The 17,321-nt window shown below is 69.8% G+C and carries 13 protein-coding genes; 6 read left to right on the top strand and 7 right to left on the bottom strand.

Features of this window, described 5'->3' with window-relative positions:
• Positions 1 to 24: 24 nt before the first annotated feature.
• From U4012_RS28575 to U4012_RS28560, 4 genes are all read left to right on the top strand, one after another.
• Positions 25 to 942: a LysR family transcriptional regulator gene (locus tag U4012_RS28575; RefSeq protein ID WP_044847103.1), complete on the top strand. Its 918-nt coding sequence runs from the start codon at positions 25 to 27 to the stop codon at positions 940 to 942.
• 141 nt (positions 943 to 1,083) lie between these two features.
• Positions 1,084 to 2,211 (top strand): hypothetical protein, encoded by a 1,128-nt coding sequence (locus tag U4012_RS28570; protein ID WP_321802561.1) that lies wholly within the window; start codon positions 1,084 to 1,086, stop codon positions 2,209 to 2,211.
• A 184-nt stretch (positions 2,212 to 2,395) separates the two neighbouring features.
• Positions 2,396 to 3,613 (top strand): MFS transporter, encoded by a 1,218-nt coding sequence (locus U4012_RS28565; protein ID WP_321802559.1) that lies wholly within the window; start codon positions 2,396 to 2,398, stop codon positions 3,611 to 3,613.
• A gap of 162 nt (positions 3,614 to 3,775) precedes the next feature.
• Positions 3,776 to 4,888, top strand: coding sequence for an alkene reductase (locus tag U4012_RS28560; protein ID WP_321802557.1), 1,113 nt, complete (start codon positions 3,776 to 3,778; stop codon positions 4,886 to 4,888).
• Between the two features lie 113 nt (positions 4,889 to 5,001).
• On the opposite strand, the gene U4012_RS28555 is transcribed toward U4012_RS28560, so the two are convergent.
• From U4012_RS28555 to U4012_RS28545, 3 genes are all read right to left on the bottom strand, one after another.
• Positions 5,002 to 5,673 (bottom strand): phosphohydrolase, encoded by a 672-nt coding sequence (locus U4012_RS28555; protein WP_321802555.1) that lies wholly within the window; start codon positions 5,671 to 5,673, stop codon positions 5,002 to 5,004.
• 94 nt (positions 5,674 to 5,767) lie between these two features.
• On the bottom strand, positions 5,768 to 7,648 hold the full coding sequence (locus U4012_RS28550) for an amidohydrolase (RefSeq protein ID WP_321802554.1): 1,881 nt from the start codon (positions 7,646 to 7,648) through the stop codon (positions 5,768 to 5,770).
• A 165-nt stretch (positions 7,649 to 7,813) separates the two neighbouring features.
• Positions 7,814 to 10,705, bottom strand: coding sequence for an ATP-binding protein (locus tag U4012_RS28545; RefSeq protein ID WP_321802551.1), 2,892 nt, complete (start codon positions 10,703 to 10,705; stop codon positions 7,814 to 7,816).
• A 419-nt stretch (positions 10,706 to 11,124) separates the two neighbouring features.
• On the opposite strand from U4012_RS28545, the gene U4012_RS28540 reads away from it, so the two are divergent.
• Positions 11,125 to 12,033 (top strand): AraC family transcriptional regulator, encoded by a 909-nt coding sequence (locus U4012_RS28540; protein WP_321802549.1) that lies wholly within the window; start codon positions 11,125 to 11,127, stop codon positions 12,031 to 12,033.
• A gap of 22 nt (positions 12,034 to 12,055) precedes the next feature.
• Here U4012_RS28540 and U4012_RS28535 read toward each other — a convergent pair whose 3' ends face one another.
• A complete protein-coding gene (locus U4012_RS28535) occupies positions 12,056 to 12,997 on the bottom strand; it encodes an MBL fold metallo-hydrolase (RefSeq protein WP_321802620.1) in 942 nt (313 codons plus the stop codon).
• 208 nt (positions 12,998 to 13,205) lie between these two features.
• Positions 13,206 to 13,847, bottom strand: coding sequence for a DsbA family oxidoreductase (locus U4012_RS28530; protein WP_321802547.1), 642 nt, complete (start codon positions 13,845 to 13,847; stop codon positions 13,206 to 13,208).
• A 104-nt stretch (positions 13,848 to 13,951) separates the two neighbouring features.
• Between U4012_RS28530 and U4012_RS28525 the strand changes: the two genes are divergently transcribed.
• Positions 13,952 to 14,857: a LysR family transcriptional regulator gene (locus U4012_RS28525; RefSeq protein ID WP_044847188.1), complete on the top strand. Its 906-nt coding sequence runs from the start codon at positions 13,952 to 13,954 to the stop codon at positions 14,855 to 14,857.
• Positions 14,858 to 14,885: 28 nt separating this feature from the next.
• On the opposite strand, the gene U4012_RS28520 is transcribed toward U4012_RS28525, so the two are convergent.
• Together U4012_RS28520 and U4012_RS28515 are read right to left on the bottom strand one after the other, a co-directional pair.
• Entirely contained in the window at positions 14,886 to 16,340 is a 1,455-nt protein-coding gene (locus tag U4012_RS28520; RefSeq protein ID WP_321802545.1) for an alginate export family protein, read from the bottom strand.
• Between the two features lie 14 nt (positions 16,341 to 16,354).
• Positions 16,355 to 17,296 carry a glyoxalase gene (locus U4012_RS28515; RefSeq protein WP_124667126.1) on the bottom strand — a complete coding sequence of 314 codons (942 nt, stop codon included), beginning with the start codon at positions 17,294 to 17,296 and terminating at the stop codon, positions 16,355 to 16,357.
• Positions 17,297 to 17,321 lie beyond the last annotated feature (25 nt).

Here is a 17,321-nt window from a genome sequence, read left to right as displayed (position 1 = left end):
CGACAGGCTGGAGATTTCTGAACGATGGATACCTTGCTTTCGATGCGCGTGTTCACGCGCATCGTCGAGACGGGCAGCTTCACGCGCGCGTCGGACACCACCGGGCTCACGACGCCGCGCGTGTCCGCGCTGCTGAGCACGCTCGAACAGCATCTCGGCTGCCGGCTGCTGAACCGCACGACGCGCCGCATCTCGCTGACCGAGGACGGGCAGGCCTATTACGAACGCTGCGTCGGCGTGCTGCGCGAGATCGACGACATGGAAGCGGCCGTCTCGCAGGCGCGCAACGTGCCGCGCGGCCGCCTGAAGGTGAACCTGCCGCCGGCGATGGCGAAACAGATCATGGTGCCCGCGCTGCCCGAATTCCTCGCCGCCCACCCGGGCATCTCGGTCGAACTCGGCGTGACGGACCGGCAGATCGACCTCGTCGGCGAGGGGGTCGATTGCGTCGTGCGCATCGGCGCGCTCGACGACTCGGGGCTGGTCGCGAAACGGATCGGCAGCCTCACCACCTGCACCTGCGCGGCCCCCGCGTATCTCGAGCGCTGCGGCGCACCCGACACGGTGGACGACCTCGCGCAGCACATCGCGGTCAGCCACATGTCGGCCGATACGGGCCGGCCGCGGCCGTGGGACTACGTCGTCGACGGCGAAACGCGCATCATCCAGATGTGCGGCACGGTCGCGGTCAACGACGCCGACACCTACATCGCATGCGGCGTCGCGGGGATCGGCCTGATCAAGACCTCGCTGTACCTGGTCGAGCCGTACCTGAAATCGGGACGCCTGCGCGAGGTGCTGACCGATTTCAACACGCCGCCGCGGCCGATCTCGATCCTGTATCCGCCCAACCGGCATACGCCCGTCAAGCTCAAGGTCTTCGTCGACTGGCTCGCCGGCCTGTTCGCGCAGATCCCGACGCTGCAGGGCCAGCGAGGCTGAAGGCCGCCCGCATCGCGCAGCGCATGAATCAAGTGATTTAAGGCGGCGTTTTAGGACAATTCAGCCCGCGCGATCCAGACTGGTTTCATGGGCTTCGCGATCCGCGATATCCGCGCCGGAGGCCCGCGACGAGAGGCCATCATGAAGATCGCGATCGCCGGCGGCTCCATCGCGGGCCTGGCTGCCGCCGTCACGCTGAATTGCATCGGCCACGAAGTCCGCGTCTACGAGCGACGCGACCGGCCGTTTCCCGATCACGGCGGCGGCGTCGCGGTACTGCGCCGCATGACCGCCTTTCTCGACGCACACGGCGGCGGCTACCGGCTCGCGATTGCGACGGTGCCGACGCGCCGCCGGCGCTGGATCGACCGTGCCGGCCGGATCGTCGACGACGCCTGCCAGTGGCTGCCGTTCTCGTCGTGGGACATCGTGTACCGGGCACTGTGCGCGATGCTGCCGGAAGACATGATCCGCCACGACAGCCCGGTCACCGTGGAAAGCCGCGACCCGGACGGCGTCGACTTGCGGATCGGCGACGCGCGCGAACGGGTGGACCTGCTGGTCGCGGCGGAAGGCACGGGCTCGCGCGTGCGCACCGCGCTGTTTCCCGACTACGCGCCGCGCTATGCCGGCTATTTCGCATGGCGCGGCGTCGTCGACGAAGCCTCGTTCGATGCGCCGGGCATCGAACTGCTCGTCGAGAACCTGACGCTCCATCGCCAGCCCGGCGAACTGTTCATGGCATTCCAGATTCCCGCAGCCGACGGCAGGCTGGGCGCGCGCACGCGACGCTTCAACTGGATCTGGTATCGCAGCGAAGCGGATCTCGAACAGTTGCGCGGCCATCTGGCCGGGATCGGCGACCGCCCGCCCGGCACCTCGGCAGAGCCGGGGCGGTTGTCGATGCGCTCGCACACCGCGCTCGGCGTGCTGGCACGCGAGCGACTGCCGGCGGTGCTGTCGCAACTGGTCGACGCGACCGCCGCACCGACCGTCCAGGCCGTGTTCGATGTGCTGAGCCCCGCGTTCGCCGGCGGCCGCATCGCGCTGGTCGGCGACGCGGCGTGCACGCTGCGGCCCCACTCGGCATCCGGCATGTCGCAGGCGCTCGCCGACGCCGTCACGCTCGCGCAGACGCTGCCGCCCGACGCGCACGACGTCGCGGCGCGGACCGCATCGTGGGCGGCCACGCGCCGCGTCGCGCTGGCCGGCCTCGCCGACGCCGGCATGCGGCGCGCGGCCGAATTCGGCCTCGGTGCCCGCGCATGAACCCGCACGTGCTCCGGCCCCTTTGCGCGCCGCGCAATGCTCGATTGCGCAGCGGGCGTATTCCCTTGTTATCGATCGATCAATAATCTTGACGGCAATGCGGCGGCTTCCGGTTCGCCGCGACTCACACCGCATCATCCGCCCGACGACCGGGCACCCGACATCTCTTTCGAAGGAGTCGACCATGTCAGCAGAATCCACCCCGCTCGCGCCCCAGGGGCACGCGGCCAAGCTCACGCAGGGCCTCATCCTGCTGTTCGCGTTCAGTTGCGGCGCGATCGTCGCGAACCTGTACTACGCGCAGCCGATCACCGAACTCATCGCACCCAGCCTGCACATGTCGGGCGAAACCGCGAGCCTCATCGTGTCGCTGACGCAGATCGGCTACGCGCTCGGCCTGTTCTTCATCGTGCCGCTCGGCGACCTGCTCGAGAACCGCAAGCTGATGATCACGACCGCCGTCGTGTCGATCGCGAGCCTCGCGGCGGCGGCGATGGTGCATACGCCCGGGCCGTTCCTCGCGATCTCGCTGCTGATCGGCTTCAGCTCGGTCGCCGTGCAGATCCTGGTGCCGCTCGCCGCGCACCTCGCGCCCGATCATTCGCGCGGCCGCGTGGTCGGCACGATCATGAGCGGGCTGCTGCTCGGCATCCTGCTCGCGCGCCCGCTGTCGAGCGTGGTGGCCGACGCGTTCGGCTGGCGCTTCGTGTTCGCGGCCGCCGCCGTGCTGATGACGCTCGTGACGGCCGTGCTCGCGCTGACGATCCCGTCGCGCCAGCCCGATCACCGCGCGACCTATTTCGAACTGATCGGCTCGCTGCTGCATCTGGTCCGCACGATGCCGGTGCTGCGCCATCGCGCGTTCTACCAGGGCCTGATGTTCGCGTCGTTCAGCCTGTTCTGGACCGCCGTGCCGGTCGAGCTCACGCGTCACTACGGCCTGTCGCAATCGGCCATCGGCCTGTTCGCGCTGGTCGGCGCGATCGGCGCGACGTCGGCGCCCGTCGCCGGCCGCCTCGCGGATGCCGGCCATACGGTGCGGGCGACGCTGATCGCGCTGGTCGCCGGCGCACTGTCGTATGCGGTTGCACTGGTCCACGGTGCCGGGCTGTACGGCCTCGTCGTCACCGGCATCGTGCTCGACTTCGCGGTACAGATGAACATGGTGCTCGGCCAGCGCGAGATCTACGCGCTGCATGCGGCGAGCCGCAACCGCCTGAACGCGCTGTACATGACCAGCATCTTCGTCGGCGGCGCCCTCGGCTCCGCGCTCGCGAGCCCGCTGTACGAGCATGGCGGCTGGCCGCTCGTCGCGGCCGTCGCCGGCGCGTTCCCGATCGTCGCGCTCGCCCACTACCTCGTGATCGGGCGGCCGCACGCGCAACGCCACGCCCAGGCTTGAACCGGCGCCGGCACCGGTTCACGCGCGAACGCCGCTCGGGTCGCTCGCGCCATTGGAACGCTGCCGGCACGTCACCTCCGACTTTCCGCAGGGCCCGCCGCGACACCGGCCACGGCCGCACGATCCGCGGCGCCGCCCTGCTCCACGCAAAAGGAATTCATCATGTCTACCCTGCTCGGTAACTACGATCTGCGCGGCCTGCCGCTTCCCAACCGTATCGTGATGGGGCCGATGACGCGTTCTCGCGCGCCTTCGCGCGGCCAGCCGACCGCGCTCATGGCCGAGTACTACGCCCAGCGCGCATCCGCCGGCCTGATCGTCACCGAAGCGACCAACGTCAGCCCGGCCTCCGCGGCGTTCGAACTGACGCCCGGGCTCGTCACCGACGAGCAGGCGGCCGGCTGGAAACAGGTCACCGACGCAGTTCATGCGAACGGCGGGCGCATCTTCGCGCAGCTCTGGCACGGCGGCCGGGTCAGCTCGCTGACGCTGCTCGGCGGCGAAGCGCCGCTGTCGCCGTCCGGCGTCAACGACGATCTCGAACAGCTGCAGGTGTGGGCGCAGTTGCAGAACGGCTACTACACGAAGATTCATGCGACGCCGTCGCGCGCGATGACGACCGACGAGGTCGCCGCGACGGTCGAGGAATTCCGCCAGGCGGCGCTGCGCGCGAAGGCGGCCGGCTTCGACGGCGTCGAGATTCACGCGGCCAACGGTTACCTGCCGCACCAGTTCCTGTCGTCGACGCTGAACCGCCGCGACGACCGCTACGGCGGCTCGCTCCCGAACCGCGCGCGCTTCCTCGAGGAAATCGTCGACGCGGTGGGCGGCGTGCTGCCGCTCGATCGCGTGGGCGTGCGCATCTCGCCGTACGCGAAGTACAACAACGTGCGCGACGCGGATCCGGATGCGACGTACGCCTACGTCGGGCGCATGCTCGACGAAGCCGGCGTCGCCTATGTACACGCGGCGGACACCAACGGCTGGAGCGGCGAACCCGACCTGCCGCGCATCGTCGCGAATACGCGCAACGCGTACCGCGGCACGCTGATCGTCAACGGCGGCATCGCGCCGGAGGCCGCGAATGCGCTGATCGATGCGGGTGATGCCGATCTCGTCGCGTTCGCGCGCGCCTACATCGCGAACCCCGACCTCGTCGAGCGCATCGCGGCGAAGGCGCCGCTCGCCGCGCCGAAGCCGGTCGGCTGGTATGGCGGCGACCGCGCGGGATACGTCGACTATGCGCGTCACGACGGAGCGGGCCTGAGCGCCTGAGCGCCGCACCGGCGGCAGCCCGGCTGCCGCCGCGAACGGCCTGATCGACGGGATCGACGGGATCGACGGGATCGTCGGATTCGTCGGATTCGCCGGGATCGCGAAACCAGCGCTCAGACGTCCTGCCAGCGCGCCCCAAGCACACGGCCACAGAAGTTCGGCCGGTGAAAATCGGGATCGGCACGCTCGAGCGCATCCGCGCTCCACGTGCCGAACGTCGACGCCGGCCGGTGCGCGACACCGCGTGCGAGCGCGTCGAGGAACGCTTCGCCGAACCCTTCGCCGCGCGGGTAGGCGGCGAGCAGTGCGCGACGTTCGTCCGCCGGATACGCGTCGATGCCGGTCGCCATCAGGTCGGTCGACACGGCAGACGCCAGCACGCGCGCGAGCGGCGACACGCGCACCGCGACGCCGGGCGTGGTATGCAGCGCGATCGCGCGCCACACGTCGTCGCGCAGGCGCTGCGAGGTCTGGTGCCGCAGCAGGAACGCCTGCGCGGCATCGGCGCTGTCGATCTCGTAGCGTTCGGTCGAGCGGAAGTAGGCCGGGCTCAACCCCATGTTCGCGTACATCGCGGCCACGTACAGCGCATCGGCATCGAGCGTCTCGCCGGCACGGCGCGCGGCAAGCGACGCGAGGATGAAGACCCGGCAGGCATGATCGGCGATCGCGCGCGGCAGCGACGCGCGGGCCGCCTCGGCGGCTTCGATCGCCATCGGCGTCCGCGGAATGCGGACGCCGGCGACTTCGTCGTCGGCCGGTGCACACGTGTGCGCAGGGCTCATCTCGTCTCCTTCCGCCCGTTGCCCGGGCGATAAATTAACCACGCTTCGCGCGACGGCGCCGAGGCACGCGGCGTGCCTGCCGACCGGCGTCACCCTAGAACGCGAAACTCGGGTAACCCGATGCTTCGTCTTGCTCGACGGTTTCCGTGGCCGGAGCACGCATGCGCCGCGCGAAACGGCGCCCGTGGCCATGCGCGGAACCGCCGTCCGGGCACCCGTCGGCCGCGGCACGCAGCGGTGCCGGCGCGGCCGGACGACGCCGGCCGAAGCCGCCGAATTCGGCCACCGGCGACCACGCCGGGCTGACCGCGAGCGGCGGTGGCGCGAGCGGCGCGAACTCGTCGTCCGCGTGCACGACCTTGCCGTCGACGACCGTCAGCACCGACGACAGCGACTTGATCTGCGCTTCGTCGATCGTGAAGTAGTCGTCCGTCAGCGCCGCGAAATCCGCGTAGTGGCCGGGCACCAGCGCGCCCTTGCGATCGTCCTCGCTCGAGAACCACGCGCTGCCGACCGTGTAGCGGCGCAGCGCTTCCATGCGGTCGAGCCGGTTGCGCTCGGGGTAGAGCGCCGTGCCGCCGACCGTGCGCCCGGACACCATCCAGTACAGCGACACGAACGGGTTGTAGCTCGCGATGCGCGTCGCATCGGTACCGGCGCCGACCGGCAGCCCGGCCGCCAGCATCGCGCGGATCGGCGGCGTGCGCGTGGCGGCTTCCGCACCGTAGCGCGCGATGAAGTACTCGCCCTGGAACGCCATCCGGTGCTGGACCGTCACGCCGCCACCCAGCGCGGCGATGCGCGCGATGTTCGCGTCCGACACCGTCTCGCAGTGATCGAAGAACCAGCGCAGCCCGTCGAACGGGATCTCGCGGTTCACGGCCTCGAGCACGTTCAGGAAGCGGCCGATCGACTCGTCGTACGTCGCGTGCAGCCGGAACGGCCAGCGGTGCCGCACCAGCAGCCGGACCACCGCGGCCAGCTCGGCCTCGAGCGCGGCGGGCAGATCGGGGCGCGGCTCCAGGAAATTGCCGAAATCGGCCGCCGAATAGACGAGCAGCTCGCCGGCGCCGTTCATCCGCAGGAACGCGTCGCCGTCGCCGGGCTTCGCGAGCGTCACCCAGCGCGCATAGTCGTCGAGCTCCCGTCCCGCATGCTGCACGAACAGGCTGTAGGCGATGCGCACCGTCATTTCGCCGCGCTGCGCGAGCGCGAGGACCGCGCCATAGTCGTCCGGATATGCCTGGAAATCGCCGCCCGCGTCGATCGCGCTCGTCACGCCGAGGCGGTTCAGCTCGCGCATGAAATGCCGCATCGAGTTCATCTGGTCGTCGAGGCCGAGCTTCGGGGCCCGCTCGAGCGCCGCGTGCAGGACGGCCATGTCCGGGCGCGCGATCAGCATGCCGGTCGGCCGGCCGAGACGATCGCGCTGAATCTCGCCGCCGGGCGGATCGGACGTGTCGCGGCCGCAACCGATCGCGCGCAGCGCGGCCGCGTTCAGCAGCGCGCTGTCGCCCAGGTGCATGATGAAGACCGGCGTGTCGGGCGCGATCGCGTTGAGCTCGGCCACCGTCGGCCCGCGCTTTTCCGCGAACTGGAATTCGGACCAGCCGCCGACCACGCGCACCCAGTGCGGCGCCGGCGTGCGCAATACCTGGCGACGCAGCAGGCCGAGCGCGTCGGCCAGCGTCGGCACGCCGTCCCAGCGCAGCTCCAGGTTGAAGTTCAGGCCGCCGCGTATCGCGTGCAGATGCGAATCGTTCAGCCCCGGGATCACGGTGCGGCCGTTCAGGTCGATGCGCAGCGTGCCGTCGCGCGCGTGGCGCATCACGTCGTGCCCGCTGCCGGTCGCGAGGATCCGGCCGTCCTTCACCGCGAGCGCGGTCACGAACGACTGCCGCGCGTCCTGCGTCGCGATCTTGCCGTTGTATACGATGAGGTCCGCCGCTTCGGCGGCTGCCGTCGTCTTGAGCACCGTCAGCCTCCCCCGCTCGCGCCTGAAGCCGGCATGCGGCCGCACGCGGCATGCATCCGGTTCGACGATACACCGACCATCCCTTCCCCCTTGTACATTGCGCGATCGAGCCGAGCCGTCGCCGGACGCTGCCGCGGCGCCGTCGCGCCCGGCCCCGGCGCGCCGTTACGCCACCGACTGCATCGCATCCGTTGCCTCGCGTCGCGTGCGCGTCACACCGGTCGACGACGGCGCCTCCGGACGAACGAAATTCTGCAGGCGCGCCAGGCGCCGAACGTCGAAGGCACGCGATTGCGAATCGACATGTCCCGACAGATCTGCCACCAGCGACGATGCCTGCACGGTGCGCCCACGCTCGATCAGGTGATCGGCGAGATCCAGCGTGCTGCGCAGCGCCCACATCGCGGCCCCTTGCCCGTTCGCCGCATGGATCGCCATCAGCAGGTGACGGTGCCCGTCCGCTTCGCACGCGATCGCGAGATCCGGATCGGCGCTGCGGGCCTGTTCGAGCGTCGCGAGCCCGCGCGCGCGCAGCAGCTCCGGCACGAACAGATGCTCGCCGTGCGCGCGGCAGCGCGCGAGCGTCGCGTCGAGCTTCGTGCACGCGTCGGCCGCCCGGCCGGTGCGCGTCAGCCCTTCCGCGTAGGCGACGGTCAGCGGCGCGAGCAGGCGCCGGAATCCGCTCGCTTCGATGCGCCGCAACGCCGGCTCGAGCCGCGCGAGCCCCGTGCCCGGATGGCCTGACTGCATGTCGAATTGCCCGGCGAGACATTCGGCATGGTTGCGCCAGACGTCGAACCCGTTCGCATCGGCGGCCGCGCGCAGCGTCGCGAGATAGTCGGCGATCACGTCGTGATCGCCGTAGCGCAACGCGATCGGCACGGCCGCCGCGCCGAGCACGACGCACAACGCCGGTCCCGAGCCGCTGCGGCGCGCGCATTCGACCGCCTGCGCGGCGAGCCGCATCGCGTATTCCGGATCGCCCTGCATCCATACGAGCCGTGTCAGCATCGTGCGGCCGAGCGTCGCGACGTCGATGCCCAGCGCCGCCTCGGCGCACGGCGGCTCGCCCGCGTCGGCCAGCTCGGCCGTCGCCGCCTCGAGCCGCTCGCGCGCCTGCGCATGTTCGCCGAAGTAATGCAGCGAGGTCGCGACCATCGCGTTCGCCAGCAGCCGTTGCGACCGGTCGCCCCGCCGCTGCGCGGCCCGCTCGAAACGCGTCGCATAACGCAGCGATTCGTGAATCTCGGAGCGAGTCAGCATGGTGTTCCACAGCCCGACCAGCGCGCGCGCGTCGAACGCCTCGTCACCGATCCGGCCCGCGAGGCCGAGCGTCTTGTCCCACAGCGCGGCGGCCGTGTGCGTGTCGCCGTCCGTATGCAGCAGCGCAGCCGCATAGGCCGCGCGCAGGCGCATTTCGCGCCCGGCGTCGACGGCCCCCGGTGCGCCGGCGTCGAGCGTGTCGAGCGCGCGTCGCGCGGGTATCGAAGATTCGCGCATGCGCGCCGGCTCGAGCAACGCATGCGCCAGCCCGTCGAGTTCCGCAGCCTGCGGCCCGGCCGCCGCGAGTTCGCGAAGCGGTGTCGCGCCCGCGCCCGGACGCAGGGCCGCCGCATGCGCGAGCTGTGCGTGGGCCTGCATTCGCGCTTGCGCCTGCTCGCGTTCGTAATGCGCGAGACGCGCGGCGACCGTGTCGAATTCGCCTTCGTTGCGCAATTTCTCGAGCGCGTACGCCCGTGTCGATTCGGTCAACCGATAGCGTGCCTGCGCACCGTTGAATTCCACGGCGACCAGCGACTTCGTCACCAGTTCGCCGAGCAACGCGACCATCTCGGCGGCCGGCATGTCGGGGTCCATCGCGACGTCGCGCGCGGCATCGAACGTAAACGGACCGATGAAACACGCCATGCGCCGAAACAGCGACCGGGCGGCGGCATCCAGCAGCACGTAGCTCCAGTCGAACGTGGCCCGCAACGTCTGGTGGCGCGGCAACGCCGAGCGCAGCCCGCCCGTCAGCAGGTTCAGCCGGTCGTCGAGACGCGATGCGACGACCTCGAGCCCGAGCGTCGCGACGCGTGCGGCCGCGAGTTCGATCGCGAGCGGCAGCCCGTCGAGGCGCCGGCAGATGTCGCCGATCAGCCTGACGCCGGCCGCATCGACCGCGCAATCGGGCGTGGCGGCACGAATCCGCGCCAGGAAGAGTTCGACGGCGGAATGGCGCACGATCTCGTCGGGCGTTGCACGCCCGTCCGGCACCGCCAGCGGACTCACCCGGAACACGGCCTCGACCGAGATATGAAGCGGCTCGCGGCTCGTCACGAGCACGCGCAGCGACGCACAGTGCGACGTCAGCGTTTCGACGAGATCGGCCACCAGGTCGACGACATGCTCCGCGTTGTCGAGCACCAGCAGCCCGCTCGACGCGGCGAATGCCTCGCCGAGCCGCTCGACGGCCGGCACGCCGTCCACGTCGAGCCCGAGTTCCGCGGCAATCGCGCGCAGCACGTCGTCGCGCGTCGCGGCCCGCGCCAGTTCCACGAACAGCACGCGCTCGCCCGCGCGAGCGCGCAGATCGTGCGCGACGCGCCCGGCGAGACTCGTCTTGCCGATGCCGCCCGCGCCGACGAGCGTGACGACCGGCGCCCGTTCGAGCATGTCGACGATCTGTCCGATCTCGGCCTGACGCCCGACGAGCGGCACCGGGTGGGACGCCGCATCCGCGTCGTGCGCCACGTCGGACGCGGGCGGTGCCACCGCGTGCGCGACCGGCGGATGCGCGATCAGCAGGTAGCCGCGGCCCGGCACCGTCTTGATCAGGTCGCGGTTCGGGCCCAGCGCCTTGCGCAACGTCGCGACGTGCACCTGCAGCCGGTTCTCCTCGACGATCAGGCCCGGCCATACCGCGTCCATGATGTCGTCCTTCGACACGAGGGAGCCGTTCGCGCGATGCAGTACTTCCAGGATGTCGAGCGCGCGGGCGCCAATCCGCAACGACGCGCCGTGGTGGCGAATGTCGCGCTGCTCGAAATCCACCGACAAATTCCCGATCTGGATCATGGCCGCCTCCAGGTTCCCCACGATGACCGCCATGTGAACACGCGGTTCACCGGGGCGGGAGCCCGCGCCGGCCGGCTGGGCAGGCGGGGCACGAAATCTCAAAAAGTGGGCCGAGTGTAAACGCCGCATAAAGAAAAATCTTGAATGAAAATGCACCGGCGCCCGCCGCAGCGGCACGCGGCATAGGCCCGGACAGCGCGAATGCAAATGGGGCAGTATCATTCCGGCCTGCCGCGTCCGCGCGCCGTTTGCACGCCGGCCATACCGTTCGCGCGTCGGCGGAGCGGATCGGCCCGGACCCATGCATTTTTCGTCAGCAAGCGGACATTTATTCAAGTTACCTTGGGCCTGTCGGGCGCGCCGTATAAACTGCACGTAAAAATGCTCGCGCGTCGTACCCCATAGAAGGACGCTCCATCATGTCAAATCCTCTCGTCGCCCCCGCCGCGGCGCCGCCGAAAGACACGCTCGGATGCATGTCGAGCCTGTTGTCCAAGGATATCGAGCGGTCGGCCGGCGGCGTGACGCTCCACCGCAAATGCATGCGCGACGAACACTTCGAGCGCATCGAGATGGCCGCCAGCGATCGCGGCTTCCTGATCGGCGTATCGCTGAACGGCGGCCACCGGCGCACGATCTATGGCGGCGCCGGCAAATCCGAGCGGCGGTTCCAGCACGACTCGATCTACATTCGCGACTTTTCGCGGAATTTCCGCGCCGACCTGTACGGCAAGTTCGATTTCGTGCTGATCGAGCTGTCGCGCAGCTACCTCGACCATCTCGGCCGCGAACACGACGGCGCCGGCATCGCCGGCCTGACCTGTGCGCCCGACGTGCAGGACCCGGTGCTCGGCCATCTCGCGCACGCGGTCGCCGACAGCCTCGACGTGCCGGGCGCGTTGAACGCGCTGTTCGTCGAGCAGATGGGCGTCGCGATCGGCACGCATCTCGCGTGCCGGTACGGCGACGCGCGTGCGCGCGACCTGCAGCACAAGGGCCTGCTGTCGCCGGCCAAGACGGCGCTCGCCAAGGAACTGCTGATGGAAAAGGCGAACCTCGGCGTATCGATCGAGGAAGTCGCGAACGAATGCGACCTGTCGCGCGGCTATTTCATCCGCGCGTTCTCGCGCACGACGGGGCGCACGCCGCATCAGTGGCTGCTCGAGCAGCGCGTGATCCGGGCCCGCCAGCTGATCGAGACGACCGACATGACGCTCGCAGAAATCGCGGCCGTCTGCGGTTTCGCCGACCAGAGCCACCTGAACCGCATCTTCGCGCGCATCGTCGGCCATCCGCCCGGCGTATGGCGACGCGGCATGTCGCGCTGACGCCGTCGCGCACGTCATCTGGTCAGCGCAGCGGCGTCGCATCGTAGTTGACCGGCACCCAGTCGTAGCGCGCCCCTTCGCGGCGCAAGTGCCCGAGCCCGGGAAACGCGATGTGCGCGGCGCCGACCAGATAGCGCCGGTCGGCCACGCGCCCGAGCACGTCGTGCCGCGTGCGGCGCGCCGCATCGGCATCGCTGTCGTACTGGACGGTCGCATCCGGATCCTGCAGCTGGATCGCCGCGACGTGTACGATGTCGCCCCATGCGAGCAGTCCCGCATCGCCGCTCTCGATCAGATAGGCCGTATGACCCGGTGTGTGGCCGAGCATCGGCACCGCGCGAATGCCGGGGGCGAGCGTCGCTTCGCCGCGAAACGTCCTGAAGCGGCCGGCGGCGACGTACGGTGCGACCGCCGCGGCCGCCGCGTCGAAAAACGACGCCAGGAACGCCGGCGCCTGCGCCTTGTGGTCCGGGTCGAGCCAGTAATCCGCCTCGATCTCGTTCACCCGGACGACCGCGTTCGGAAAGGTCATCCGCCCGTCCGTCACGATGCCGCCGACATGATCCTTGTGCAGGTGCGTGAGCAGCACCTCGTCGATCTGCGCGGGCGCGTAGCCTGCCGCGCGCAGGTTGCCGAGCAGCTTTCCGCAGCAGTCGCCGTACAGCACGCCGGCGCCCGTATCGACGAGAATCCGCTTCGATCCCGTGTCGACCAGGAACGCATTGATCGACCCTTGCACCGGCGGCTCGAGAAAGGCCCGATCGAGATCGCGCCGGATTTCGTCCTTCGACACATCGCGAAAAACCGTATCGACCGGAAACGGATGCGTGCCGTCGGACAGCGCGACGATCGTCAGGTCGCCGAGCTTCTGCCGGTAGAAGCCCGGCGGCTGAGTGCCGCCGCCCGGCTCGGCGGCGGACGCGGCCGATGCGAGAAGGCCGACGCACCATGCGACGAGCAGCATGGCGCCCGCGCGCAGCGCATGCATGCGCCGGTTGAGCCTGTTCATGTCCGATTTCCCCGGTTGGCGTATCGACGTCGCGCGGCGCCTGCCGGTCCGGCAAGCGACATCCGCACGACGTCGAGCGTACCGGCCGCTGGCGCAATAATCCTGAGCCGGACATGAAACGTTCTGAAAACCGGGGCGCGACGGCCCCGGCGGCGGCGGCAGGTCAGGCGGCCGCGTGATGCGCGGCGAGCAACGCCTCGAGAAACACGGCGGCCGGTTGCGCGCCGCTGATGACGGTGGATCCGATGCGCGTCGACGGCACCGACGCAATGCCGGCGCGCACCGCATCGGTCTCGAGCGCGATCACCGCGTCAAGCCCTTCGCCGGATGCGAGGAACGCCCGCACCGTGTCGCCCGGCAAGCCGGCGCCCACCGCGATCTCCACGAGCACGTCCGCATCGCCGATGTCGCGGCCGTCGCGGAAGTATGCGGCGAACAATGCATCGACGAGCGCCGCCGCACTGCCGCGCTGCTGCGCGAACCAGACGAGCCGGTGCGCGAGCCGGGTGTTCGGCGTACGCGCGATCCGCGCGTGATCGAACATCAGGCCCGCCGCGCGGCCGGCCTCGGCCACCTGCGCGTCGAGCGCCTGCGAGCGCGCCCAGCTGCCGAATTTCGCGCTGCGGTATGCCTTGCGATCGATGCCTGCGGCCGGCATCGCCGGGTTCAGTTCGAACGGCACGAACCTGACCTTCACGTCACCGGTCAGCCCCGCTGCGTCGATCGCCTCCGCGAGCCTGCGCTCGGCGATCCAGCACCACGGGCAGATGAGGTCGTAGGTGACCGTGACTTCGACGGAATTCATTGCGCTCTCCTGTTGATTGCAGTTTCAACGATAGCGCTTGCCGGCCGGCGATAGAATGCGAACGGCGCGCAACGGATCGTTGCGGCATGCACAAAGGCGACGACATGGACAAATTCTCCGCGCTGCGCGCGTTCGTGGAAGTGGCGGAAGCCGGCGGCTTCTCGAGCGCGGGACGCCGTCTCGACCTCGCGGCCTCGTCGGTCGTGCGCGCGGTGGATGCGCTCGAGGCGTCGCTCGGCACCGCGTTGCTGAACCGCACCACGCGCCAGGTCACGCTGTCCGATGCCGGCTCCATGTACTACGCGCGCGCGAAGCGGCTGCTCGAGGAACTCGCGGAAGCGGACGCGCTCGTCTCCGATCGCGGCGACGAGCCGTCCGGGCCGCTGCGCGTGTCGGTGCCGGTCGCGTACGGCGTGCGACGCATCGCGCCGCATGTCGCGGCCTTCCTCGCGCGCCATCCGAAACTCGACCTCGACCTGCAGCTCACCGACGAACGCGTCGATCTCGTCGCCGGCCGGATCGACGTCGCGATCCGGCTCGGCGAAGCGGCGCCTTCCGCGGAGGTCGTCGCACGGCAGCTCGCGACGTTCCAGCGCTACGTCGTCGCGAGCCACGACTATCTCGACGCGCACGGCACGCCGGCAACGCCGGGCGAACTGGTCGATCACGCGTGCGTGCGCTTTCACTTCGGCGGCGACCAGCAGGCGTGGTCGTTCGCCGATGCGCACGGCACGACGCGGGTGCTGGTCGCCGGGCGCCTGAAATCGAATCACAGTGAAGTGTTGCGCGAGGCCGTGCTCGACGGCGCCGGCATCGCGCTGCTGCCCGACTGGCTCGTCGATGCCGATGTCCAGTCGGGCCGCCTGCGCAGGCTGTTCGAAGCGTACGACGTCACGCCCGATGCGGCGCGCTCGGTCGTGACCGCGCTGTACCTGCCGAATCAGCGCGGCTCGAAGCGCGTCACCGCGTTCATCGATTTCGTCGAGGCGCTGGCCCGCGCGCAGCCGTGAGCCGCGCGACGCGGTGCGGCTTGCCGCGTTACCAGCCGAACTTCGCCTCCATGCCGACGTAGTCGGCATTGCGCGCGCCGAGCGCGCGAATCGAATCGGCGACCTGGAAATGCACGGCCTCGACCGCCAGCGCCACGTTCGCATTGACGAGCCAGTCGACGCGCGCCTGCGCATACATGCCCGTGCGCGCGCCGCCCTTGCCGGCCGTACCGGGCACCGCCTGCATCCCCTGTCCGTAGATCGCATCGGCGGTCGTCTGGCGCCACTGGAAACCGAACGCGGTCAGCACGGTCACGTTGCCGGCCGGCTTGAACGTCAGCGACGGCTTCACGTGAATCAGGTTGCTGTAGCCGGTGTAGCCGGCGAGCGTGAAGTAATAGCCGTTCGGGAACAGCGGATTGAACGTGCCCATGCGCCCGTCGCCGGGATGCTTGTCGCCCGACGCGCCGTCGACCTGGATGCCGATGCGCGGCGTGCCCGGCGCTTTCGCGAACGTGTAGCCGCCGAGCGCGCCGAACGCCCATGCGCCGATCGTGTCCTGGCCGATGTGGCCGGTCTGCAGCATCGCTTCGGCGTCCCAGTCGAACCCGGAAGACTTGCCCGCGTAGCGCATGTCGAACACGTCGCGCCGCTCGGTGCCGGCACCGGCGAGATAGCGCGCGTTGTCGCGCGTATAGCGTGACCAGTAGGCCGACAGTTCGCCGGGTCCCACGCCGCTGTGCTCGACGCGCACGCCGTCGAATCTCAGGTGACGGTTCGACACGTCGTCGAACACCGCGTCGTTGCGATATTGCACCGGGCGCGTCACATAGCCGATCAGCCGCCACTTGCCGATTTCGTAATCCGCCCACAGTGCGTCGAATGCCTGGCGCACGTTCGGGCCGTCCCGCACCGACACGAACCGCTGCAGGTCGAACGCCATCTCCTGCCGGCCGACACGCGCCTTGAACGTGCCGCCGCCCAGCTGATCGACATACGCGACGAACGCCTGCTCGATGTCGAGCTGATCCTTGTCCACCGTGCCGACCGTGTCCTTGCCGAACGGCCGCGCATCGACGAACTGGACGAACGCCTGGAAATGCCCGGCATAACGCAGGTCCGCATGCACCGTCGCGCGCTGGATCACGTAGTTGTCGTCGTGCGCGGCGCCGAGCCCGAACAGCGGCGCGTTGTTCAGCTCGAAACGCTCGCGCAGGTTCGCGCCGAGCGACAGGTAGGTCGACGGGTCGCCGCCGAGCGGGATGTACTTCAGCCCGTCGAGCGGCTTGCGCGGCACGCACGGATTCGCGAGCACCGACCAGTCTTCCTGCCAGCGGTTGAACAGCACCGCGGGCCGCTTCGCGGTGCACGTCGTGCCGGCGGCCGACGCGACCGGCGCCGCCGCCGCGGTGTCCTCGGCGGCGGCCGCCGTCCCGGCGTACGTCGTCGCGACGCCGCCCGCCAGCACGGCGGCCGGCAGCACGCCCCGCCACGCCCACCTCATCGCCCGATGCGCCATTACTTCGACCGCGCGTGGATCTCGGCGACGTAGCCGCCCGGGAACTGCACGAGCGCCGCATCGCGCCCGTCCGACGTGAAGGGCGGCACCAGCACGGTCACGCCGGCGGCCTTGGCCTTCTCCAGCGTGGCGGCGAGGTCCGGCACTTCATAGCCCGTCATTTCGCGCCCGAACGGATACGGCAGACGGCCGTCGGTCGCCAGCACCGTCATCTTGCCGAAGCCCGACTCGATGCGGATGCGGCGATACGTGTCGTTCGGCCGGCCGATCTCGATGCCCGGCGCCTTGCGCACGTCGGACACGACCTTGCCGCGCGAGAACGCGACGAAGTCGTGCACCAGCTTGCTCGCGCTTTCCGGCGACACGTACACGCGGTTTTCCGGCACCGTCTGCAGCGGGTCGTAGTGCGGCGCCTGGGTGTGCCAGTACAGCTGCATGTTCACGCCGCCCGGCCAGCGGATGATCGCGTCGCGGCCGATCGGATCGGGGAACGTGTCGACGACCACGTCCGCGCCGTGCGCGCGCGCCGATTTCATCGCGACGTCCATGTCGGTGACGAGATAGCCGGTGCGCTCCTCGCAGAACGGATACGGGATCGGCGTCTTGAAGCCGAACACCGAGATCGTGCCGAACGGCGTCAGCACGAGCTGCGACATCGTCTGGCTCGGTGTCGGCGTGACCTGGAACACGCCCTGTTGCGACTTCTTGCCGCCGAACGTCGCGACGAAGCTGTCGGTGAAGCGGTCGAAGTCTTCCGGCGCGACGCACACGTGCGTCGTGTCGTATTGCGGGCCGACCGCGACGGCCGGCACCTTCCCTGACGAGGTATCGAGCAGGCGCGTCTCGTCCGCGTGGGCCGGCGCGCTCGCCAGCAATGCGCCGAACATGGCCGTCGATGCGGCCATCATCCGCAATACCTGTCGCAACTTCAGTGCAATCATCGAAATCTCCTTGAAAATGACAAGC

Origin of the sequence: Burkholderia sp. BCC1988, from assembly GCF_905339895.1 — a bacterium.
In the GTDB taxonomy this organism is placed as follows: domain Bacteria; phylum Pseudomonadota; class Gammaproteobacteria; order Burkholderiales; family Burkholderiaceae; genus Burkholderia.
This window is presented reverse-complemented; position numbering and strand designations above follow the sequence as displayed.